This is a genomic window from Cycloclasticus pugetii PS-1 (assembly GCF_000384415.1).
Taxonomy (GTDB): Bacteria; Pseudomonadota; Gammaproteobacteria; order Methylococcales; family Cycloclasticaceae; genus Cycloclasticus; species Cycloclasticus pugetii.
The window spans coordinates 836,308-860,281 of record NZ_ARVU01000001.1 but is presented as its reverse complement, the minus strand read 5'-3'; the positions used below and the strand labels follow the sequence as shown (position 1 = coordinate 860,281).

The following is a 23,974-nucleotide window of genomic DNA, read 5'->3' as shown; positions in this document are numbered from 1 at the left end:
CCCTTAAATAGCTGGAAATTCTACCATCACGTTTAAACCACCTAATTCAGCTGATACTGCCAGTTCAACCTTAGCCCCATGAAAAGTAGAAATATGCTGCACAATGGCTAAGCCAAGCCCACACCCTAATATACCGGATGCATGTCTATCTCCACCCACCCGATAAAACCGTTCAAAAACACGTACCCGATCTTCTTCTACGATGCCTGGCCCAGAGTCTTCTACGCAAAGCATCACAGCATTGTCTTTGGATTTAATATTTACCGAAATAACACCCTTTGCTGGCGTATATTTATTGGCATTAAGAATTAAGTTTTGCAATAAACTCTCTAGTGCAAATTCATTACCTTTGATAAGGCATACAGGCTCTGCATTCAAACTTATTCTTTGCTGCTTTGACTCAAACCGCATGTATTCGTTGGCAATCACCATCTTAGCAATATCAGTTAAGTTTAACGGTTCCATTTGCTGAGCAGCTTGATCGGCTGAATGTTGATATAAACTCAGTATCTGCTCAATCACATGCCCCATTCGTTCCACTCCCTCTTTCAAAGGTTCTAGATCGCCATCAGTTATGTCCTTAGTAGACATTAGGTTGTGTAACTGCACTTTTAAGGAGCTAATAGGGGTACGCAACTCATGCGCCGCATCCGCAGAAAATTGCTGCTCACGTACGAATGCATCATTTAAGCGATTGAATAAGTCATTGATTGTTATAAGTAATTGCTCTAATTCTTTGGGTTGTTGTTTAATCGAAATTGCAGACAGATCATCCGCTTTCTTATCACCGAGTTGCGTGGTTAATTCACGTAAAGGCTTTAAACCAAAACCCACCGTTAACCAAATAATAAAGGCGGCCAATGGGATAGCCATCACTGTTGGTTTGATGGCAGATAATACAATTTTATCGGCTATTTCATAACGTAAGTCGATACGTTCCCCTGTGATCACCCAGCGTTTAAAAAGCCTGTCTTGTAATATGTAAGTACGCCAACGAAAGTCTGCGTAGTTTTCATCATGAAAGCCTTCCGACAATTGACTGTTAAACATTTGGTGTTCAGGCGCATTACCGGAGCGCGCAATAAGTACGCCATCATGCGACCAAATTTGAAAAAAAACCGAAGGCTTAAGGTCGAGTGTTTTTTCAACCCTAGGCGTGAGATCATGATTAGCATGTACAATAATGCTGGCTAAGTTTTTAAGTCGCTCATCAAACAAAGCATCCGTTTTAGCAAGACTCGAGCGGTAGCCTAGCAATAACGATAAAAACGTCACCGCGGTAATAGTCGCTAACAGTGTTAACAATAAAAAGGTACGAATTGACCTCATGCTGGCTTCACTATATACCCAACACCTCGAAGTGTTTTGATAAAACCTTTAGGTAACTTTTTTCTAAGATGATGAATATGAACTTCTATCGTATTACTCGCCACCTCTTCATTCCAGCTATACAGTTTTGACTCCAGGCTTTCGCGTGTTAAAACACGCCCAGCATTTTCCATCAGTGCCTTTAACAAGGTAAACTCACGACGCGATATATCCACCGCTTCGTTGGCAACCGATAAACCATAACAAGCCGTGTCTAATTCAACGTCGCCGATCTGAAGGCCTGCATGTTTGGAGCTACTAGAACGGCGTTCAACAACTCTTAAACGCGCCAACAGCTCATCCACTTCAAATGGTTTTGCTAAATAGTCATCCGCCCCTAAATCCAAGCCCGACACCTTGTCATCAATCGATGATCTAGCCGTTAAAATAAGTACCGGCAACTGCGCTGTATGCTGCCTAATGGCCCGCAGTACATCCAAGCCATCTATATCAGGCAGACCCAAGTCTAAAATCACAATATCAGTCGGCTCAGTTTTAACGACGTTTATCGCTTGTTGGCCATGCTTCAAATGATTAACCACAAAACCTTCGTGTGTGAGCGTCTTTACCAAGGCGTTAGCCAATGCTACATCGTCTTCAACCAATAAAATATTCACTTGTTCAGTTTAAATGCTAATTAATTTCATGCAATGCTTCATTTATTTCATACCGGCGGCCGCTATCTGCAAGCGCTCTGCCTGGCCTTGCTTTAGCATCGAGTGCTTTTATGAAGCTAGCTTGAGCTTGTTTTTTCTCACCTTGATCCAGCAAAAACAAAGCATAAAAATAATGACTATCAATGCCGTTTGGATCAAGGAGTATGCCCTTTTGAAGGTACCTTTTTGCTTGTTCGTCATTGCCAAAACTAATAGGCCAGCCTGGCGCTTTAAAATATAATGTTCCCAAGGTTGTATATGCTGAGCCAGACAAGGCTTTATCATCTAATAAAATAGATTTTTCCAAATCTTTTTTTGCTTCTTTTATTAATGATAACGCACTCAGGCCACCCTTAACGCCTGCGAAACTTGATTTAATAATACCCCGCCAAATAAGCACTTCCGCCGATCTCGGATGCAACTTAACTGCCTCGTTAGATTGCTCTATTAAGCTGTCAAACGCTTCTTCTTGCTGCGCCCCATTCAATTGGTAGTTAGCTTTTGCCCAATCTTTTGCCAAAAGAGCCACATCCTGTTGAACATCTGCCAAGACGGTAGTTGATGATAAGAGCAAAACGTAACACATTATTTTCGCAATATTTTTCATCCTAAACTCCAATTTAGGTTACTCAGCAACCTTTAGTGTTTGCTCACTGTTTATCCGTAGATTGAACAGCCAGCGCTTAATAACATCATTGATAAGCCAATGCACCACTACTCGTCACGCTGTTTTATATATTTATAAGTACGCTTACCTTCTATGCTAATGTCTTTTCAGGCTGTTCAGTTAAACTACAAAAAATATCACCATAGAGTCGATAAAACTGTTTGGCACAACGAATAATAAGCTGCTGCTCAGCTGGCTCATTTATTTTATTCATTAAGCTTTCAAAAAATTGAACATGATCCTGATCGAGTGCGCCATGTGAGCGTAAATAACTAAACGCCTCATCAGGTAAACTCAATGCCTCTTGAATGCCATCTGCCGCTCTATCGGCTGTTGTGACACTGGTTCCCTCTAACACATGAACCATACCAAAAAAACCCAAGGGGTTAACACGGTTAATAACATCATAGGCATACGCAACCATTAATTCCGTTTCAAAGGCTGGCGCGTCATGCCGAACTCTTTCTTTATCAACCCCACACACAGCAAGGTCGTTTAAAATCCATTCTTGATGGCCTAACTCTTCTTCGATGTATTCTGCCAATGCATTACGTAGCCACTCTTTTTCCTCTGGAATTCTCGCACCTGCTGCCATTAATAATGGCACCGTATGTTTAACATGGTGATAAGCCTGTTCTAAAAAAGCGATATATTCCTCTTTTGAGATTGTTCCAGACACCGCTTTGTTAATAATCGGGGCCGCCAACAGTTGATGACGCTCCTGCTCGGTTTGTTGCTGCAATTGATGAAAAAAGGCCATCATCCTTACTCCGAATATAATTGATGTATAGTTGATTGATACTGCCTCAAAATAACATCCCTAACGGGTCTGCCATTAGAGGTCATCGTGCCTGCTGAAAAACTCATCGGTTGTGGTAGTACTGCCCATCTTTTAACCTGCGCATAATCAGGCAGTGAGCGATTCGCTTTGATAATGCTATCCTTTATTATTTCTTCAGGCATTGCTTCATCTCTTAAGGATATTAGTGCAATGCAGTGTGGCCGTTGATCGCCAAACACGACACACTGTTTAAGCAAACCATCGCTTAATAAAACGCCTTCAACCCATTCAGGACTAATATTCCGACCATAACTTGAAATAAGAAGGTTTTTTTTACGTCCATTGACATATAGATACCCTTGTTCATCTAAAAACCCCAAATCGCCCGTTCCAATTTCTGCTTTTTTCCATGAAGCAGGCTCACCTACATAACCCAGGAACGGGTTGCCATAAACAATAATTTCATCGTTCACAATGCGTACTTCAAGGTGCGGCAAGGGCTTGCCAACCGACCCCACTTTATTATTTTTAGCTGAATTTAAACTCACAACCGAAGCACACTCAGATAGCCCATACCCTTCATAAACGGGCAAGCCATACGATTGCGCTTGCTGAATGAGTTGTTGAGACACTTTGCTACCACCGACAGCCATAAGCGCTATGGACGAGGGTAGCGTCCAACCTTTTTTTATCGCACCAATAAGACTCAGTAGTATTTCTGGTAATAAAATTAAACTAACGGGCTTATATTTCTCAATCGTTTTCAGCAAAGCTGATAACTTAAAGTCACTGCTGCCATTAAAGCCTAATTGATTGCTGGGTAAGGCAATAATAGTTCCACCATTTAACAAGGTCACGTACGAACCCGCTGTGTTTTCAAGTAAGGTGCTAAACGGTAATACTGATAAATGCTTCCCGACTGTCAATTGTAATGAATCATGAGTAGCTTTCGCGACCGCAAACTGCTGCTTGTTCGATAAGCAAACACCTTTAGGCTCACCTGTTGAACCCGATGTAAACGTTATTTTCGCAGTAGAAACGGGTAATTCGCTATCCGCTATATTTTTCAAGTCACTACAGAGTAAATCCCCAATCAATACCTCTGTATTCAATAACTCCGTAACTTTCGATAAGCTATCATCACGCTTATGAACCAGCGCACATGTGCCCGATTTTTCAATAGCAAAGGCTAATTGCTGCTGAGAAAAAAATGCCGGCAAGGGTAACAAGGTCACCCCTGATACATTAGCAGCAAGGTCAACTAACAACCATTCAGGCGAATTATCACAAAACAAGGCCAATACTTTATGCTGATAACGTACTAAAAACCTTGATATAACATTAACCCCATTCAGCAATTCTTTATAGGTGTATGCTTTTTTTTCGCCAACAATGGCTATATCACTTGGCCGCTGTTTGGCAAGCTCTTTAATTTCGTTCCAAAGCATTACCGGTCCAAAGATACTCGCAATACAAGCTGATCAATTGTGGACTGATAATTAGTCATCACAAAACCTGAAACCGGATGACTTTTCAATATTGCATAAGCTTTTTTTATATCGCCTGCAATAACTTTGGGTTGGTTTTTGTAATAACTGCCCCATGAACCACTATCAAACGCAAGACTTTCGGCTTGGGCATCACAAATATCAATACACCCAATATCCAGTTCCGAAATCATAGATTGAACTTGCTTAGTTGCGGTAAATAATGCCCAATCAATATCTAATTGATAGAGTGTTGACACTATTAAAACAAACAGCATTTTACTGGTACTAGGATAGCTCGATGTTAAGTTACCAATTTCCGCTATCTTCTGCCGGTCAACATTAAGGTTGAACAGCCGACTAATCACTAACTCAGCCTTATCATCTAAATATTGTTCTAAAAACATTGGGTTATCGATCTCAGCCGGATAGAACCCAAGCACAGATGTTATATTTTTTTTGGTTTCTGCAGATAATAAATAAGGTAAAAAACTCTTTATCTGCGCGGCATGGTTTTTATAAAATTGCTTTGTAATATATGCTTCTACATTAGCTCGTTGCGGTGATTCAAGGCCTGTTAAAACAACAGATAAGTGAGGTAAAAAAACTCGTTTGTTTGCTTCTGAATCAGCACGTTGTTTGCTACCCTCTGATTCACTTTGTAGTGCACTCATAACCAATCCTTATTCTCATAGACTGGTTACGAGTGTACTTGTTGAAAATTAAGCCAATCTTAAGAGAATTGGAATAAATGCAAAAACATAATAAAAACCTTATATTCCCCTGAACATCGCCTTTAATACGTTACAGCTTATGCTGTAGACCTAAGGTAACCTACAAACAAGTATTAACAAATTGATAAATTTAAGGCACATTAGGATTTTCTAAACAGTTACACCTTGTTAAATAACAAGGTCACGTGAGTTTCAAGCCGAGCTTCTATTTAACCTTTTTCCAATAAAATATTTCTTTCAATTGGTCAATCGCTTCTTTTGCGGTTGTGGTTTTAATAGTATCTATCAATTCACCTACTTTAAAGGTTCTATGCTCCTCATAACGCACACCCACTTGAGGCATATTTGCTAAACCAGTTTCTTTTGCATGTTCTTCAAAAGCTTTGTTTTTCCAAAAGAATGCACCCGGCATTGTGGTAGGAATAACCAATGCAAAGAATAAAGAACGCCTAATCACAGCTGTACTAAGTAATGACAGCCCTAATATCAACCAACCCAGCGTTGATGATGGAGAATCAAGCAATAAGCAAGACACAATAATTGAGGAGCCTAACAATACATTACTAATAATATAAGGCCATGCAAAACGGGTTGTTTGTAAGTACCATGAAGCACTACCTTCTCCCTCACTATTTTTAAGATCAGCGGCATGCGCGACGTGCCCTATGGCTTCAAGCAGCAAACCCAGCAATAGTAAAACTACCAAACTAATATATTGTGTAGTATTGAGAGCATCTGCTATTAACGCAACGAAAACAATCGTTAATGACCCAAGACTCAAACATGTTCCAACAAAAGAACTCGCTGTTTGCCAGTGATCCCAAAATGGGCGTGCCTTAATTCTATATAGCTTATACATATAAAACAGACCTACTGGACCACTGAGTACGCCCATAATGGCAAACAGTCCAATCAATGGCTTAATCTCAAAATAACTAAAAACACTAAACCCAAGCAAGCTGCTAAAAAACAAACTAACCCCAGCAATTTCACGGCTTACCGGTGAATGGCGTAAATTATAAAAACCACGGTAAAAACGATGTGGTTTGCCCAAATGCATATTGAGTTTATAGAAGCCAAACATCAGCAATACATTCATCAATACTAATAACGGCAGATACGCAGCAGACGACTGAATCGCTACTATCGCTTCAACACCCGTAAAGCTACCAAGCACAATGATTAAAAACGCGCCAAGGATGGCTTGTGTTGATAATGTAAAAATGACATGAGAACTTTCATGCGTCATCAGCAAAGCTTTCCAATTCCATTGCTTTTTGACTCCATGCTTTTCATCTACTACCGGTTTATACTTTCCAACCTCTTCATCTTTATGATATTTAAGCGGCATCGAGTCGGTACGCGTCATTTCACGCTTATTTTGTCGCGTTTGCTGAAAACGAATATTCGGATGCGTAATATCTGCTGTTGGAAAACCCGGTATTTCAGCTTGAGCCTGTTCCCTATTTTCTGGCACATTCTCAATGACTCCAAAATCCAACGCATTACCTAAACAGGCTGATACACATGACGGTTTTAACCCCACCTCTAATCGATCAACGCACATATTACATTTACTAACCTCACCTTTAACAGGGTCAAGTTGAGGGGCGTTATAAGGGCAAACCCATGTACAGTAACCACAGCCGAAACAAATATCTGGGTCTTGTAACACCGCACCATATTCAGCAAACTTTGTGTAAGCTCTTGTTGGGCAACCTTTTAAGCAAACAGGGTCATCACAATGGTTACAGGCCATCGAAATATTAAGGCGCTGATAATCTGGGTACGTTCCGCCTTCGACATAACCAACCGAACGGAATGAGATATGAGCAGGGTTATCATTTTTTTCACTGCATGCCGCTTCACAGGCATGACAACCGATACAGTTATCTGCATTTAAATAAAACCCATGCTGTTTATATCGATCTGGGTTTTCGCTAATACCTGTATCACCATTTATATTAAGGCTCACCTCCCTTAACGCATTACCCTCCTCGGCGAGCTCAATATTGTCTCCATATCGGTTTTTTTCTCGGCTTTCTTCTGTCCTTAAAAAAGCATATTTTTGTTCATCACTACGTGTTTCAATCATGGGACTTAAAATGTTCTTGCTTCTAAATTTAATCGTGCAGCAACTTCCTGATTTACATGCTCTATTCGTACTGCGCATTGTTTAAAGGCAGGTTGCCGTGAATGTGGGTCTAATAGTCCTAATGTAAGTCGGTTAACGCAATCAAAAAAGTGAAAGGGAATAAACACCATCGTCCTAGGTACTCGTTGTGTCAACATAACCATAACAACAGCATCACCACGACGTGAAATAACACGCACATAGGACTGATGCTCTATCCCCTGTTCAGCTGCTGTATCAGGGTTCATTTCCATAAATGGCGTTGGACTGTATTTATTGTTATTACCGACTTTTCCAGTTCTAGTACGTGAGTGAAAGTGCTCAACTAACCGGCCTGAATTCAACCAAAACGGGTATTGCTCGTCTGGTTTTTCATTATTATCGATAAACGGTAGCGGAATCAGTTTAGCCCGACCACCGGGATGGCGAAAAGTAGCTGGTTCGGTATACAAGCGTTTTCCACCTTTAAGCGGCTTTTCACCCTTATCCACCTGCTCTTGCGTATAAGGCCACTGAATGCCCTTATTCTGCTCAATCAAATCATGAGTCATACCCGATATATCAACCAGCCGTCCTTTGGATAGTTCGCGCATTTCATCAAACACTTCATGAAAATTATCAGGGAAGTTCATCTTTCTACCCTGTTCAAACTGTTTTGCTAGGCCGTTAAAAATATGTAAATCTGTTTTTGACTGACCATAGGGTTCTTTTACTTTACGAATAATATTGACCCTTCTTTCTGTATTCGTAAACACGCCTTCCTTTTCAGCCCAAATAGCCGCTGGTAGAAAAATATGTGCATATTGCGTTGTTTCCACATCAAGGTAAGAATCCTGCACTACACAACATTCAAGCTTTTCTAATGTTTTACGAATACGCGCCGTATTAGGCATTGATGTCATTGGGTTTGTACCCACCAACCACAGCCCTTTAATTGCGCCGGTTTCAATGGCAGGAAATATATCTGTTTGTGCAAGCCCCCGTTTCTTTGGGAAAAACTCTGGATCTACGCCCCAGTATTTTCCAATATCAATTCGGTCTTGTTCATTCTCTAATAAACGATAGCCAGGTAGACCAGAACACGATGACCACTCTCGTGTTCCCATCGCATTACACTGTCCAGTAATAGACAAGCTGGTCCCACCTTTTTTACCAATGTTGCCAGTCAGCAAGCTAAGGTTATTAAGCCCCACCACTCCATCTGAGCCATGCGTGCTTTGATTAATACCCATCGTCCAAATATTCATTGCGGCGCCAGCTTTTGCGTACAAACGAGCAACATTACGAATCGTATCTTCATCAATACCGCATATTTTAGATGCCGTTATCGGGTCATAGTTTTTAACTTCTGCTGCTAATTCGTCAAAGCCAGTAGTATTCGCTTTTATATAGTCTTGATCTTCCAATCCTTCAGCCAGAATGACATGCATTAATGAATTCATTAACACGACGTCTGTACCGGGCGTAATTGCCAAATGCATATCTGCATTTTGCGCCAGCATGGTGACTCTTGGATCAATAACAATTAAAGGAAATTTTCGTTTTTCCTGCGCTTCTTTAAAACGCCAATAAATAATAGGGTGTTGTTCTGGTAAATTGGACCCCCAAGCAATCAGGCAATCGGTATGTTCAAAATCTTCATAACAACCTGGAGGGCCATCTGAACCAAAAGAGCGCTTATAGCCTGATACTGCCGAGGCCATACACAGTGTGGTATTGCCATCGTAGTTATTGGTTCCAATCACACCGCGGGCCAACTTGCCCAAGGTATAAAAACCTTCGGTTAAAATTTGCCCCGTTGATACAATGGCAAATGAGTCTGGCCCATAGGTATCTTGTATGCGTTTAATTTCAGAGGCCATTTTTTCAAAGCTTTCGTCCCAGCTCGCTTCTTGGTATTCATCATGAATATTTGAGCGCATCAGCGGTACGTCACCGCGACCTGCTGACTCAAACAATTCGTGTTCAAAAAGGCCTTTTACACATAACTTGCCTCGATTAACATCTGCATCAGCCACTCCTCGACTTCCTACTGGCACACCATCTTTGTCCGTGCCTACTTCAATTGCACAACCAGTTGAACAATAGCCACAAGTAGCATAGGTCCATTTTTCAATTTTTTTATCCGCGATCGCGATGGGATTTTTTTTATTCCGACCAAATAGCATCTTATTATCTCCCTCGTTTAACCTAGCAACAGTTCGCTTTTACTGACCAACAATGAATCGCCACCCACCCTTAAAGTTATTGGGCGGCCTTCTCGTTTATCCATTTCTACATGTAACAAACTTCGGCGAGTTTCTGCTGTGCCACGATCAATTGCAAAACTATAAGTACCCAGCCGTATATGCTCATGAGAAGCTAGGTAGCCAGCAAAGGTAGGCAAGACCGAACCAAGAGGTGGGTCCTCACGATCGCTGATATTTGGACCCATTAAACGCCCGTGGAAATTACAATCGTCTAGGTCCGTTTTTGCACTAAAAATTAAAATTTCTTGTGCTGCCATAGCGGGTGCTGACGACTCACCCCAAGCCTTCACATCAAAACATGCTTTACGTACATCCGCCTGTGATTTCAGTGGCACAATTAAATAAGGTAAGCCACTCGACACAAGGCGTGTGTAATAGCTTGAATGGTCTATATCTTTCTCATCAATCGATAATAGTTTTGCTAACTCTTGATCCGTGGGTGTAAATCGGTCAACAACAGGCATACTACTTAATGTAAATTGCACATACCGCTTACCATTCGCATCCTTAGAAATATTTGCGGTAACATCTTGGCTATTTTGCTTTACCATAATGCTTGTATAGTCGCCTTCCAAGCTAACTTTTCCAGTTTCCACTAAAACATTGGCAATCGCTAAAATAGGATGTCCTGCAAAATCCTTCTCGCCATCCGGCGAAAAAATTCGAGCTTTAAAGGTACTACGGCCCTCATCTGCTTTATAAACGAATGCCGTTTCAGATAAATTTATTTCACGTGCTATACGACCAAGCTGCTCTTCTGGCAGATCCTCTGCATCTGGGAAAACAGCAACCTGTGCCCCTTGAAAAAGCGTATCGGTAAAAACATCGAGAGTGTAATAAGTTACTTTCATTATTTAGCCTTCATTAACTGTTTGTACCGACGACAACTCGGCCATTTATTATTTTTACTGGGTATGCATTAATACAAACACTCTCGTCTTCTAAGCATTGCCCTGTTTCTAGATTAAAGTGCTGTTTATAAATCGGCGATGCCACCACAAGTTCATCACCTATACTGCCAATTATCCCTCTGGATAAAACGTTCACCTCGCTAAAAGGGTCGTAATTACTAAGCGCATAAACTTGTTCGGTCTTTTTCACATAAAACAAAGCTATTTGTCTCTCATCTATCAAAGCAGCTGTACCTGCATTTTCATTTAGATCTGTTAACGCACAGACATCCACTTCACTACTTTTTAATTCATTAACCATTCGTGTATTCATCCGTTTGTTTAAACTTCTTCAAGTTGTGCTGGTATTTCCTCTTTTCGCGCAGGCCGTATTTGATCCCTTTCTGAAACAAATACAATTTGGCTATCGCCTTTGTCAGAATTTACAAACGCTTTAAAGGTTTTTGATTTTTCTTCGTTTTCAACTGTTGTCTTCCACTCACATTGATACGTATCAATAACATTTTGCATTTCTGTTTCAAACGTTTCAGCAAGCCCTAATGAGTCTTCAATGACCACTTCACGCAAATAATCAATGCCGCCTTCTAGGTTCATCATCCATGTAGATGTACGTTGTAATCGATCTGCTGTTTTTACATAAAACATAAGGAAGCGATCAATATATTGAATCATTGTTTCGTAATCTAAGCCTGTTGCAAACAAGTCGGCATGTCTCGGCTTCATACCGCCGTTGCCGCACAAGTACAAGTTCCAACCATTTTCTGTGGCGATCACGCCAACATCTTTGCTTTGCGCTTCTGCACACTCACGAGTACAACCCGAAACAGCAAACTTTATTTTGTGTGGTGTGCGCAAACCCTTGTAACGATTCTCTAAATCAATCGCCGTTGTCACACTATCGGCAACGCCATATCGGCACCACGTACTACCGACGCAGGATTTAACTGTTCGTAAAGATTTACCGTAGGCGTGACCTGTTTCAAAGCCCGCATCAATTAATTCTTTCCAAATAACAGGTAGGTCTTCTTGGTGCGCACCAAATAAATCAACACGCTGCCCACCGGTAATTTTCGTATACAAATTATATTTTTTGCCAACCTCACCCAGAGTAATCAGCTTGTCAGGTGTAATTTCACCACCTGGAATCCGAGGTACGATTGAATAAGTGCCATTTTTCTGAATATTGGCAAGATAACGGTCATTCGTGTCTTGCAGGCCAGTATGTGGAGTTTCTAATACATAATCATTCCAGCAAGAAGCAAAAATAGACGCTAGCGTTGGCTTACAAATATCACAGCCATACCCCTTACCATGTTTTTCGATCATTTCATCGAACGTTTTAATCTTGCCGACACGAACCAAGTGATAAAGGTCTTGGCGGGTATACGCAAAATGTTCACACAAATCTGTATTAACATCCATCCCCAGTTTTTCTAACTCTTTATTCAGTACTTGACCAACAAGTGCCGTACAACCACCGCAGCCTGTTGTTGCACTGGTACACTCTTTAAGGCTTGCCATCGTTGTAGCGCCATCTGAGATGGCTTGGCAAAGCGCACCTTTGGATACATCAAAACAAGAACATATTTGCGCAGCATCCGGTAAAGCTTCAACACCTAAACCTGTTGCGCCTGAGCCATCTCGTTGTGGCAAAATTAATGCATCCGGATACTCTGGCAAAGCAATATCGTTCAGTTTAAGTTGTAACAAATTACCGTAATCAACCGTATCGCCAATTAACACCGCACCTAATAAGCGTTTATTATCTTCACTGACGACGATCTTTTTATAAACGTCATCTGCACCATTGACATAAGTGTAAATCTTCGCCTTTTCAGTGGTTGCATGCGCATCACCAATACTCGCTACATCCACACCCATCAGTTTTAATTTCGTGCTCATATCTGCACCGGTAAAACTATTCTCCTTGAGTGATAACCGGTCTGCTACAACTTGGGCCATTTGATAACCCGGTGCCACCAAACCAAATATTTTGCCATCCCATAAAGCACACTCGCCTATCGCATAAATGTCTTTATCTGACGTTTGACAATGATCATCAATAACAATACCGCCTCGCTCACCAAGTGTCAGACCACAATCACGAGCAATATCATCACGCGGTCTAATACCGGCTGAAAATAAAATAACATCGGTTTCAATATGTGAGCCGTCAGCAAAGTTCATCCGATGCAGACACTGCTCACCATCAACAATGCCTTGTGTATTCTTTTGGGTATGTACGCTAACACCTAACTCTTCAATTTTCTTACGTAACACTGCGCCAGCGCCATCATCAATTTGTACGGCCATCAACCGTGGCGCAAACTCAACAACGTGTGTTTTCAACCCCAAGTCTTTTAACGCTTTTGCGGCCTCAAGACCCAACAAACCACCACCAATAACAACGCCTACCTTAGATTCTTTACCTGCTTTCGCAATATCAATTAAGTCATCAATAGTTCTGTAGACAAAACAATTTTCCCTTTCATGGCCTGGGATAGGTGGAACGAAGGGAAAGGACCCTGTCGCTAGAACAATTTTATCGTATGAAATACGTTGACCCTTATCGGAGGTAACGATTTTTTTGTCACGATCAATGTGGGCTGCACGATCACCGATATGAACGGTAATATTATTTTTTTCAAAGAAATCCGGCTCAACAAGTGACAGATCCTCTTCAGTTTTACCATTAAAGTATGACGATAGTTGAACACGGTCATAAGCAAACCTCGTTTCTTCACAAAACGTTGTTATATCGTAGTTTTGCATTTCATCGCTGTTTACCATGGACTGTAGGAATTTATGCCCAACCATACCGTTACCAATTACAACTAATTGTTTTTTATTACTCATGCTTTATGTATATCCAAAATTCTTTATAGTCACACCTCCATAGCACGCAACATGCCAACATCAACCACCACCTCTCTAACAATTGATTTTTAAGCAGAAAATTTTTAAAAACATATAAAAAAAGACAGTCAAAACAGTTTTTTGCTTTAGTGCTGTGCAATAAAAACCCCAATCGCATTAACTTGGTGCAAAAAAGCACATTACCCCAAACAAATAACTACAACGACCATTAAGAGTAAGTAAATACTTAGCTGGCATAGCTTTTGCTCTTACCCTCACAATCTATTGAAGGAGACACATTGCAATGTCGCAAAAACTAAATTTATTATCGTTCAAAGGCAATATTCGTATTTTACATACAACTTGGTTTGCCTTTTTTATCAGCTTTATGGTGTGGTTTAACCATGCCCCATTAATGTCTGTTATCAGAGATGTCTTTAACTTAACAGCTCAAGAAGTGTCTGTTTTACTCATCCTGAACGTTGCATTAACGATCCCTGCACGCATTATTGTAGGCATGATGGTGGATAGCTTTGGCCCTCGCCGCATGTTCTCAGGCATACTAATATTCTCTAGTTTTTTATGTTTATTTTTTGCTTGGGCACAAACTTTTGAACAACTTGCCTTAGCTCGTTTTTTACTGGGTTTTGTTGGCGCAGGTTTCGTTGTTGGTATCCGTATGATCGGCGAGTGGTTCCCCGCTAGACAAACTGGTATCGCACAAGGTATCTATGGTGGCTGGGGTAATTTTGGCTCGGCAGGTTCCGCCATGGCTTTACCCGCTTTAGCTTTATGGATAGGCGGTGAGGATGGCTGGCGTTATGCATTAACAGCTACCGCAGTGATCGCTTTTTTCTATGGTATTTTTTATTATTTAAGTGTCACAGATACACCAAAAGGTTCAACCTATTTCAAACCTAAAAAAGTAGGTGGAATGGAAGTCACCAGTAAGCTTGATTTGGCGCTTTACTTAATAATGAGCATGCCCATTTATGGTGCACTCGCATTGCTCACATGGAAACTCTCTCCAAAGGGTATGGGCTGGTTAAATGAGCAAGTAGTCATTATCACCTATGCATCCATTGCCATTGTCTACCTGTATCAAGCGATGCATATTATTAAAGTTAACAAAGATATTTTCAGCAAAGAAGTGCCTGATTTATTTCGCTATCAATTTAAACAAGTTGCCATTTTAGATCTTGCTTATATGGTGACATTTGGTTCTGAATTAGCCCTAGTCTCTATGTTGCCATTATTCTATATCGATATGTTTGGCTTATCGCCTGTAACAGCTGGGCTACTAGCCGCCATTTACCCTGTGATGAACTTAATAGCTCGACCTGGCGGCGGTATGATGAGTGATAAAATTGGCCGCAAAAAATCGCTTGTTATTTTGTTTTCAGGTATTAGCGTTACCTTTTTATTACTCGGTCAAGTTAGTGAAACATGGGCTGTACCGTTAGTTGTGGCATGTACTATTTTATGTGGGCTATTTTCTAAAGGCGGGTCTGGTGCAGTGTATGCCATGGTGCCTCTAATTCAACGTCGTATGACTGGCCAAGTCGCTGGTATGGTGGGCGCTTACGGCAATGTAGGTGGCCTTATATTTCTAACTGTTCTTTCTTTTGTTTCTCCGCAAGTCTTCTTTATGGTGATTGGTGGAACAGCCGCCACCGTTTTATTATTTATGTTTATTTTCTTAGAAGAGCCTAAAGGACAAACAGCCGAGGTGCTTGAAGATGGTACAGTAGAACTTATCGATGTGACATAACCCATCAACACCACTAACATGCAATCAGAATCGATTATAGACCTTGGTCAATCATCCGATAAAGGCCTTAAAACGGACAATGAAGACAGTTATGGTGTTTTACTGCCTGAATCACCTGTTTTAGAGCAAAAAGGGGTGGCTGCGGTTATAGCTGATGGTGTTAGTGGCTGTGATGCAGGTAAACTTGCCAGTGAATCTTGTGTAAAAAGCTTATTGGGTGATTATTACTGCACACCTGACACCTGGACGGTTAAAACCTCTGTTCAAAAGGTTTTAACCGCTACTAACCGTTGGATGTTGGGGATGGCACAGCAAGGTGGTGCTAACCAAAAAGGCTTAGCCACTACTATGAGCGCCTTGGTTGTTAAATCTTCCACCGTGCATTTATTCCATATTGGCGATACACGTATTTACCGAATACGCGATAAGCAATTGGAGCTACTCACGGACGATCATCGTTTCTGGGTATCCAAAGAAAAAAATTACCTCACTCGTGCAATAGGCATTGATCTACATTTAGAAATTGACTACAGCCATTTTCTATTGGAAGAAGGCGATACTTTTTTATTCACCACGGATGGTGTTCATGAGTTTGTCAGTGACAACATCATGCTGGCACAAGTAAATAATAATACCGACAATTTTGACCGTGCTGCTCGAAACATTACTGATCTTGCAATGAAAAATGGCAGCCATGACAATGTCACCTGCCAAATTGTCAGGTTTAATCAACGACCACACGTTAATGAACAGGAAATATACCGTAAATTAACTGAGCTACCTTTTCCTCCTGACTTAAGTGCCGGCATGACCTTAGATGGTTACCGAATTGAGCGAGAACTACATGCCAGTAATCGTACACAAGTGTATCTGGCAACAGATATTCAAACACAACAGCAAGTTGTTATTAAAACACCGTCTGTTAATTATGTAGATGACCCTACATTTTTAGATATGTTTGTGCAAGAAGAGTGGATTGGCCGCCGAATTGATAACAATCATGTTCTAAAAATTATTGAACAAACAAAGACACGTCGCTTTCTTTATTACGTCACCGAATACATCGAAGGACAAACACTCAGGCATTGGATGAGTGACAACCCCCAACCCAGCTTGCACGATGTTAGAGGCATCGTTAGGCAAATTGCTCGAGGCCTCAGAGCTTTTCATAAAAAGGAAATGATTCACCAAGACCTCAAACCAGAAAACATCATTATCGATACCCAAGGCACCGTTAAAATAATAGACTTCGGCTCTACAAAAGTTGCCGGTGTAGAAGAAATAGCATCTCCCATTCAACGTTTAAATTTATTGGGAACTCAACACTACACAGCACCAGAATACCTATTAGGTCAGCCCGCTAGCTACCGTTCAGACGCTTTCTCTTTAGGCGTTATTACCTACGAAATGCTGACAGGAAAACTCCCTTTTGGGGAAAAATACGGTGAAAAAGCACTTAGTAAATTGCACTATATTCCAATATTAGAAATCGATACGGACATTCCACTTTGGATTGATGGTGCAATCAGAAAAATCGTCAACAAAAAACCTTCAAATCGATACGAGGAAATATCAGAATTTATTCACGACCTCTCACACCCAAATAAATTATTCACCACTGCCGTTCACACACCCTTAGTTGAACGAAACCCTCTCGCCTTCTGGAAGGCAGTCGCGCTATTAAGCTTATTCTCCAATGCAGCCCTTTTGCTCATAAAGTAAATCCATGTATTCATAACGATAACGCTTTGCGCTATCATCTTAGCGACCCTATATCACTAGCGTTTTCTTGATCTACATCCTCTCATGCCAAAAAAACTAGCTTTTTGAATTAACAATTACATAAATACACGACGCTTCGCAAAATTTTAAGTATGCTTTATGCTAGTTCGAATAACAGCCCCATAGCTAAAAAGGGCGCTAATAACTAGTTGGAGGAACAACCCATGAACTCACTAACCGCGGCTTGTCTTTTTTTTCTTGGCATGCACTGGATTATTTCTGGCAGCCCCTTGCGTGCTCACATTGTTAACATTCTTGGCGAAACCGTCTTTAAGGTCTTATTCTCGCTGAGTATATTTATTGCTTTAGCTTGGATGGGGTTCGCCTATCAAAGCGCTCCTTATATTGCCACTTGGGGAACAGCTGAAGCCTTAAAACCAGTCAGCATTGGGCTCACCTTCTTTGCCTTTTTGTTATTACCAATGAGTGTTTTTGATAAAAACCCAACCTTAATGGGGCTTGTTCCACCCGACCAAGTCACAACCCGTGGCATGGTACGCATCACACGGCATGCAGGACTTATTGGGTTAGGATTATGGGGCTTCGCTCATTTTATTGTCAACGGCGATTGGGCCTCCCACCTTCTGTTTGGAACGATTGCATTTGAAGGGCTTATTGCGCCTATGAATTTAGACCGTAAATACAAGGCCCGGTATGGTGAGTCTTGGGTTAAATTTACCGAACAAACATCCTATATTCCTTTTGTAGCTATTTTAAACAAACGTAATAAACTTGTTTTGAGCGAACTTAATATCTGGGCAGCACTAGCAGGTACCGCCATATTCTTTGCCGTTATGTACTTTCATCAAACATGGTTCGGAGGCTCCCCTTTGATTTAGCCTATACCAATAAACATAAAACCCGTTATTGGCTAAGTAAATATAAAACCAAGATCGTTAACATTAACGTGGTGCTCTTCCAAAAAAGCACAGGGTCACGCTCCATCAAAGGTGGACGAGTTTTATTTATAAACTCTTTATTTGGTTGTCGCAGGTCAAAAATAAACTCTGATAGCTCCCCATATCGCTTATAAGGATCAGGATGCACTGCCTTTTTTAACACATCGTCAAACCATACTGGAATCTCTCTTTCATCATCGAGCACCGTTTTATAATTCAATTTATTTTGCGCCGACTTGCTTTTACACCTCGCCACATCCACGCCATAAGGTAATCGACCTGTTAACATCTGATACGTAATAACACCTAAAGAGAATAGGTCTGAACGGCTTGTACCGCTTTGTCCAAGGAAATATTCTGGGGCAGTATACTGAGCAGTGCCGAGTATGTCGTCTTGCTGCCTTGAACTTGATATGTCCATGATGCCAGCCACCCGTGTCGAACCAAAATCAATAATCTTCACCGTCCCTGTTGAATCGATCATGATGTTGTCTGGTCTTAAATCTTGATGCAGCATCTCCAATCGGTGAAAAGCCCGTAAGCCTTTAGCAACCTGCTCAATAATGCCGCGTACTGTTTCTAAATCAGGCGTAGGATTATCTATCATCCATTGTTTTAAAGTCTGCCCTTCAATAAACTCCATTGTTAGATACAAGTAGTTTCGTTTGCGACTCTGTTTACAGGGTTTCAGCACATGTGCATTATTGATACGTCTGGCAATCCACTCTTCCATTGTAAAACGCTCTAGATAAGCAGAATCATCTCTTAGATCAACGGAGGGCGTTTTAATAACAACCTGCTCTCCAGTGTCGTCATCAAGCGCTAAATAAACGTGACTACGACTACTTTGATGAATAGCGCGAATAATTCTATACCCATCCATTGTCATGCGAGCATCTAATAACGGGGCAAATGGAAGCTCAGTAATGTGTTGGTAAAGCTCACTTGTCTCATGATCTGGTAGTGCATCAATACGAATAATTTGCGCCGTTAAATTATCATCGCTACCTTGTTCATATGCTGTATTAACAATAAGCTTTGCCGCCTCATCTAATTGATCGGCGTGCTCATTTATTGTATTAACGATAAACGCATCATTAACAAACTCATACACCCCGTCTGTTGCCAAAAAGAATATATCACCTTCTGCCACAGCCATGCTTTGATAATCAATATCGAGTTGTTGCTTAACCCCCATTGCTCGGCTAAGGTAACTTTTACCCTCTGCTACCCATAATCTATGATCGTTGGTAAGCTGTTCTAACGACTGATCATTCAGGCGATATACTCGGCTGTCTCCAACATGAAAAATGTGTGCTGTTCTTGACTTAATAACCATGGCACTGCACGTGCACACATAACCACGATCTTTATTAAACCGGTGTGTACTTTGTTGGCTTTGGGCGTATAGCCAAGAGTTGGTAGCCCTTAGCACCCGTTCAGCTGATTGTTTAACAGACCAAGTCTCGGAGGTGCAATAATAATCCGAGATAAAACCACTCACCGATGATTCACTGGCAATATGGCTTACATCACTACTACTGATACCATCGGATAAAACAACCGCTATGCCCTTAGATGTTAGCATCGGCTCATCAGGAATATAAACACCATGAAAGTCTTGGTTTATATCCTTTTTACCTTTATCTGAATATTGACCTACGGATATGTTTAATCGATTTGTCATTTTAAATAAAGGCCAGCCTAAGCTTAGGCTGGCCTTGGTCCATCAGTTGTTTAATGGAAATGATTATATAGAACGATTTGGACTGGTTCTAACATGAGTGAAGTATAGTGGAAGCCCTACCAAGCACAAACCACCAGCTAGGTTGCCAAGTACTGTTGGCAGCTCATTCCAAACTAAATAGTCAACAAACGTAAACTCCCCACCCATAATCATTGAAAATGGGAACAGGAACATATTAACAATTGAGTGTTCAAAACCCATAAAGAAGAACAGCATAACAGGCATCCACATCGCTAACATTTTACTGGTAGCAGAAGTCGAAATCATTGCACCAACCACACCCATTGAAACCATCCAGTTACATAACATGCCGCGAATAAAAATCGTAAACCAGCCATCAACACCGTGTGTTTTATAGCCTAACGTTCTAGACTCACCAATCGTACTGACTTTGGCAGCAATAGCGCCTCCATCGACACTGTAGCCGTAGGTTAAGATAAACGACATCATAAACGCTGTTGTGAGCGCTCCTGCAAAGTTACCAATAAACACAAGCCCCCAGTTTCTAAATACTTGACCGATGGTGACACCTGGCCTCTTATCAATTAATGCTAATGGCACTAAGGTAAATACCCCTGTTAATAGATCAAACTTCATTAAGTACAGCATGATAAAACCCACAGGGAACAAAATAGCACCAATTAATGGAGACCCCGTTTTCACAGCAACCGTAATGGCGAAAATGGCGGCAAGCCCAAGAATAGCACCGGCCATAAAAGCACGAATAAACGTATCTTTTGTCGACATATACACTTTGGATTCACCAGAATCCACCATTTTTGTAACGAATTCACTCGGCTCTAAATATGACATTTTATATACTCCAGTTTTACAAATTAATTAAATGATTAGTAACTTTTATACGGAAGAAACTTCCCACTCATTACAATATTCACACGATCACCCAATGGGTCTGGTTCACGTTTAAGATCCATGCTGAAATCAATAGCACTCATAATTCCATCACCAAACTCCTCATGTATCAGTTCTTTAAACGTCGTTCCGTACACATTAACTAGTTCATAAAAACGATAAATTAAAGGGTCTGTTGGAACGGCTGTAGGTAAGGAGCCCTTATAAGGAACTACTTGTAATTGGGTCGTCGCATCAACAGGCAAATTAAGCATCGTACCAAGTGTCTCGGCTTGCTCTTTCGTTAATGTCATTTGCCCTAATAAAGCCGCCGTTGTCCATTCTTTACTCTTATCTATCGCTTTTGCTAACTCAGACCAGGTAAAACCCATGGCAGATTTTTGTAAGATAATTAATTCAGTTACCTCATTACGTGTCATTGCAAACTCCTTTATAAATAGTCTAAATAATGATTACCAACCTCTAGTGCCGTAAAATTAGTTCTACCTCGTCGCACTTTAAGTTTACTTAAAGCAACTACAATGCCACCCTATTTTTTTTAACACCTTCTTATTAAAAAAGACTTTAGAATCAATCTATTAAAAATAAATATTTTTATACTTAACTCGAATAATAAATGTCTAAATAAATTTATTTTCAAATTTAAGAATCCATATACTCTACTGCACTATATATGCGCAACTTTCATCATGCAGCGCACCATAAATGTGCCTTATATACAGTCTTCCACTTTTAAATCTGTGTTTTATAAAGCGTCTTAAACGATATATTTAGGTAATTATTAGATACGGTAGGCGTAAAAAAATGGGCCAGCGTATAACAAACAGCCCTATTTATTAACGAAATGAGTGAACACTCATCTACGTTATTATTTTTATAATACGGAACCTTGGCCTGTTGTGCTCACGATGTGACGCAAGTCAAAACTGCTGGGAAAAAACAAAACAATTAGAGTACAGAGAAGGTTTTCTACTGTCGGTTAATACCCTATGCCAATAGCGAAAAGACTTTAAGTTCTTGTTATAAGCCTATTAGCTATTATTTAAAATAAATATCAGCTAATAGGTATCCACCTAAAATAACGCCAATCCACAACACCATACTTCCGGTTGGCCAGCTACTCGCTAAATGATATTGAGATAAACGACTGGCTTGAAAAGCCGATTGAGCACCTTCCCAACTTTGACGAAGAGTGGCTACTACAACACGGTTAAGCTGATCCAATAATTTATAACTCGCCTTTGCTGTTGCAGGTAATAGTTTTCTATACGTCCACTCAACATCAATATTAACCGAGCGTAGCTCAGGTGGGTACAAGCCTTTTTTGTTTAACCAAACAAAGGCTAACGCAGAGAAAAAGAGTAACTGTAACTGGGTCAATACATGTGTCAAATCATACGGCCAATAATCAAATTTCCATGGCAATAACGCATAAAGGTATTGTGGCTGTGTACCAATAAATATACATAAGAAAGCCGCAACGCCCATTGCAATTAACATGTTAATCGGCGCCTCTTTAACCCTAATTCCCGAATCATGATGAAAAAAAGCAAAGTACGGTACCTTAATACCCGCGTGATGGAATACACCCGCCGCTGCAAACAATAACATCAACCAAACTACTTCATGCCCTTCTTTCAGCACAGCAACCATGATTAATGATTTTGCAATAAAACCACTAAATAAGGGAAAAGCAGAAATTGAGGCGGCGCCAATAATACAAAATGTTGCTGTCCAGGGCATGCTCTTATACAAGCCGCCAAGATCTGAGCCTCTAATGTTAGCAACACGATACATGACTGCACCCATTGACATAAACAACAGTGATTTATAAATGATATGTGCGAAGGCATGTGCAACTGTGCCATTTAGCGCTAGAGCAGTGCCAATACCAACACCTACCACCATAAAACCCAACTGGTTAATCATACTGTACGCTAGAACACGCCTGAGATCATTTTCAACGACCGCATAGAAGATTGGGAAACAGGCCATTACAGCACCGATATAAATCAGAAGCTCTGTTCCAGGATACCCACGTGCTAAAGCATATACCGCAAGCTTAGTCGAAAATGCAGATAAAAAGACTGTCCCACTAGCGGTCGCTTCAGGGTAAGCGTCTGTTAACCAATTGTGTAAAAAAGGAAACGCACACTTAATACCAAATGCTAAAAATATTAACCAACTGCCGATACCATTAAGCCCAATATAATCAAAAGCCAATGAAGCATGTTCATTGTAATAGACCAAAGCACCCGCTAGTAATAACACACCAGAGGCTACCTGAAATATCAAATAACGCATGCCCGACTGAATGGCACGGTCAGTACGGTTAGCCCAAATCAAGAATACTGAACTTAATGCCAGGCATTCCCAAAAAATAAATAAACTTATTAAATCCCCTGCAAACACTGCCCCTAGCGCACTGCCTGCATAAAGTAACCCTGCCACCTGTTGCGTGGTATCCCGCACATGTAAGGCATACACGATGGCAATAAAGCTGGCAATATGAAATAAATAACCAAATAACAAACTCAACTTATCAACTCGCATAAACTCAAGTTGATACGTAAATACGGTTAATGGATATGATAATGCAGTTGCTTTGACTAAGGTATCACTTGCCTGCATTGGAACAAACGGTTGTACATCTAACCATAAATGTAAACCACCCAAAACCGGTGTTGCAAGTAGAATTATATTACGTACCTGACCACGCGTAACCAGCACCAATATCGCGGCAATAAAAAAAGGAATGAAGGGTGGTAAATTACTTATCCACATCATCTTTCTTTTCCTTCATTTCATAATAATCTTCATCCCTCATGAGTACCTTGCGCATTTCCTTAGAAATAAAAACTAGCAACACACAAGCCACAAAACCATATAGGGCATAAAAACCTGGAAAGCCTTCCCAGGGGTGAACGGTATGACGATGAACAAAGAAGTCTGCAATAAACAACCCTGCAGAAATGATATAAAAGCCTAATAACAGACGCGAAACATTGCGTGGGTTATCAAACAAGTAAGTTTTTTCATCTTCAATTTTGTTTGACATA

At 40.7% G+C, this 23,974-nt stretch carries 19 protein-coding genes; 3 read left to right on the top strand and 16 right to left on the bottom strand.

Annotated elements, in window-relative coordinates; all coding sequences use genetic code 11:
* Nucleotides 1-3: 3 nt before the first annotated feature.
* The 11 genes from CYCPU_RS0104175 to nirB all read right to left on the bottom strand — a co-directional run bounded on the left by CYCPU_RS0104175 (nucleotide 4) and on the right by nirB (nucleotide 13,843).
* Nucleotides 4-1,329 carry an ATP-binding protein gene (locus tag CYCPU_RS0104175; RefSeq protein ID WP_020162014.1) on the bottom strand — a complete coding sequence of 442 codons (1,326 nt, stop codon included), beginning with the start codon at nucleotides 1,327-1,329 and terminating at the stop codon, nucleotides 4-6.
* A complete protein-coding gene (locus CYCPU_RS0104170) occupies nucleotides 1,326-1,985 on the bottom strand; it encodes a response regulator (protein WP_016389564.1) in 660 nt (219 codons plus the stop codon). The genes CYCPU_RS0104175 and CYCPU_RS0104170 overlap by 4 nt, the downstream gene beginning before the upstream one ends.
* A gap of 16 nt (nucleotides 1,986-2,001) precedes the next feature.
* Complete coding sequence (locus CYCPU_RS0104165; RefSeq protein ID WP_020162013.1) at nucleotides 2,002-2,631, bottom strand: tetratricopeptide repeat protein; 630 nt, start codon at nucleotides 2,629-2,631, stop codon at nucleotides 2,002-2,004.
* Nucleotides 2,632-2,782: 151 nt separating this feature from the next.
* The gene (locus CYCPU_RS0104160; protein WP_020162012.1) at nucleotides 2,783-3,454 is read right to left on the bottom strand and encodes an iron-containing redox enzyme family protein; all 672 of its coding nucleotides are present in this window, start codon (nucleotides 3,452-3,454) and stop codon (nucleotides 2,783-2,785) included.
* Nucleotides 3,455-3,456: 2 nt separating this feature from the next.
* Nucleotides 3,457-4,920: an AMP-binding protein gene (locus tag CYCPU_RS0104155; RefSeq protein ID WP_020162011.1), complete on the bottom strand. Its 1,464-nt coding sequence runs from the start codon at nucleotides 4,918-4,920 to the stop codon at nucleotides 3,457-3,459.
* Nucleotides 4,920-5,633 (bottom strand): thermostable hemolysin, encoded by a 714-nt coding sequence (locus tag CYCPU_RS0104150; protein ID WP_020162010.1) that lies wholly within the window; start codon nucleotides 5,631-5,633, stop codon nucleotides 4,920-4,922. The genes CYCPU_RS0104155 and CYCPU_RS0104150 overlap by 1 nt, the downstream gene beginning before the upstream one ends.
* Before the next feature lie 265 nt (nucleotides 5,634-5,898).
* Nucleotides 5,899-7,788, bottom strand: coding sequence for a DmsC/YnfH family molybdoenzyme membrane anchor subunit (locus CYCPU_RS0104145; RefSeq protein ID WP_016389571.1), 1,890 nt, complete (start codon nucleotides 7,786-7,788; stop codon nucleotides 5,899-5,901).
* 5 nt (nucleotides 7,789-7,793) lie between these two features.
* On the bottom strand, nucleotides 7,794-9,995 hold the full coding sequence (locus CYCPU_RS0104140; protein WP_015005624.1) for a molybdopterin oxidoreductase family protein: 2,202 nt from the start codon (nucleotides 9,993-9,995) through the stop codon (nucleotides 7,794-7,796).
* 17 nt (nucleotides 9,996-10,012) lie between these two features.
* Entirely contained in the window at nucleotides 10,013-10,927 is a 915-nt protein-coding gene (locus CYCPU_RS0104135) for a PhzF family protein (protein ID WP_020162009.1), read from the bottom strand.
* A 13-nt stretch (nucleotides 10,928-10,940) separates the two neighbouring features.
* Nucleotides 10,941-11,300, bottom strand: coding sequence for a nitrite reductase small subunit NirD (gene nirD / locus CYCPU_RS0104130; RefSeq protein WP_020162008.1), 360 nt, complete (start codon nucleotides 11,298-11,300; stop codon nucleotides 10,941-10,943).
* 8 nt (nucleotides 11,301-11,308) lie between these two features.
* Nucleotides 11,309-13,843, bottom strand: coding sequence for a nitrite reductase large subunit NirB (nirB, locus tag CYCPU_RS0104125; protein ID WP_016389573.1), 2,535 nt, complete (start codon nucleotides 13,841-13,843; stop codon nucleotides 11,309-11,311).
* Nucleotides 13,844-14,147: 304 nt separating this feature from the next.
* On the opposite strand from nirB, the gene CYCPU_RS0104120 reads away from it, so the two are divergent.
* The 3 genes from CYCPU_RS0104120 (at nucleotide 14,148) to CYCPU_RS0104110 (ending at nucleotide 18,235) form a co-directional block, all read left to right on the top strand.
* A complete protein-coding gene (locus CYCPU_RS0104120; RefSeq protein WP_020162007.1) occupies nucleotides 14,148-15,614 on the top strand; it encodes a NarK family nitrate/nitrite MFS transporter in 1,467 nt (488 codons plus the stop codon).
* An 18-nt stretch (nucleotides 15,615-15,632) separates the two neighbouring features.
* Nucleotides 15,633-17,336 carry a bifunctional protein-serine/threonine kinase/phosphatase gene (locus CYCPU_RS0104115; protein WP_020162006.1) on the top strand — a complete coding sequence of 568 codons (1,704 nt, stop codon included), beginning with the start codon at nucleotides 15,633-15,635 and terminating at the stop codon, nucleotides 17,334-17,336.
* A gap of 224 nt (nucleotides 17,337-17,560) precedes the next feature.
* Entirely contained in the window at nucleotides 17,561-18,235 is a 675-nt protein-coding gene (locus tag CYCPU_RS0104110) for an NnrU family protein (protein WP_020162005.1), read from the top strand.
* Nucleotides 18,236-18,260: 25 nt separating this feature from the next.
* On the opposite strand, the gene CYCPU_RS0104105 is transcribed toward CYCPU_RS0104110, so the two are convergent.
* From CYCPU_RS0104105 to CYCPU_RS0104085, 5 genes are all read right to left on the bottom strand, one after another.
* Entirely contained in the window at nucleotides 18,261-19,982 is a 1,722-nt protein-coding gene (locus tag CYCPU_RS0104105; protein WP_020162004.1) for a bifunctional protein-serine/threonine kinase/phosphatase, read from the bottom strand.
* Nucleotides 19,983-20,045: 63 nt separating this feature from the next.
* Nucleotides 20,046-20,855 carry a formate/nitrite transporter family protein gene (locus CYCPU_RS0104100; RefSeq protein WP_015005616.1) on the bottom strand — a complete coding sequence of 270 codons (810 nt, stop codon included), beginning with the start codon at nucleotides 20,853-20,855 and terminating at the stop codon, nucleotides 20,046-20,048.
* 35 nt (nucleotides 20,856-20,890) lie between these two features.
* Entirely contained in the window at nucleotides 20,891-21,334 is a 444-nt protein-coding gene (gene cynS, locus CYCPU_RS0104095) for a cyanase (RefSeq protein WP_015005615.1), read from the bottom strand.
* 619 nt (nucleotides 21,335-21,953) lie between these two features.
* The gene (locus tag CYCPU_RS0104090) at nucleotides 21,954-23,702 is read right to left on the bottom strand and encodes a Na(+)/H(+) antiporter subunit D (protein WP_020162003.1); all 1,749 of its coding nucleotides are present in this window, start codon (nucleotides 23,700-23,702) and stop codon (nucleotides 21,954-21,956) included.
* Nucleotides 23,686-23,973, bottom strand: coding sequence for a hypothetical protein (locus tag CYCPU_RS0104085; protein ID WP_015005613.1), 288 nt, complete (start codon nucleotides 23,971-23,973; stop codon nucleotides 23,686-23,688). Before CYCPU_RS0104085 ends, CYCPU_RS0104090 begins: the two co-directional genes overlap by 17 nt.
* Nucleotide 23,974 lies beyond the last annotated feature (1 nt).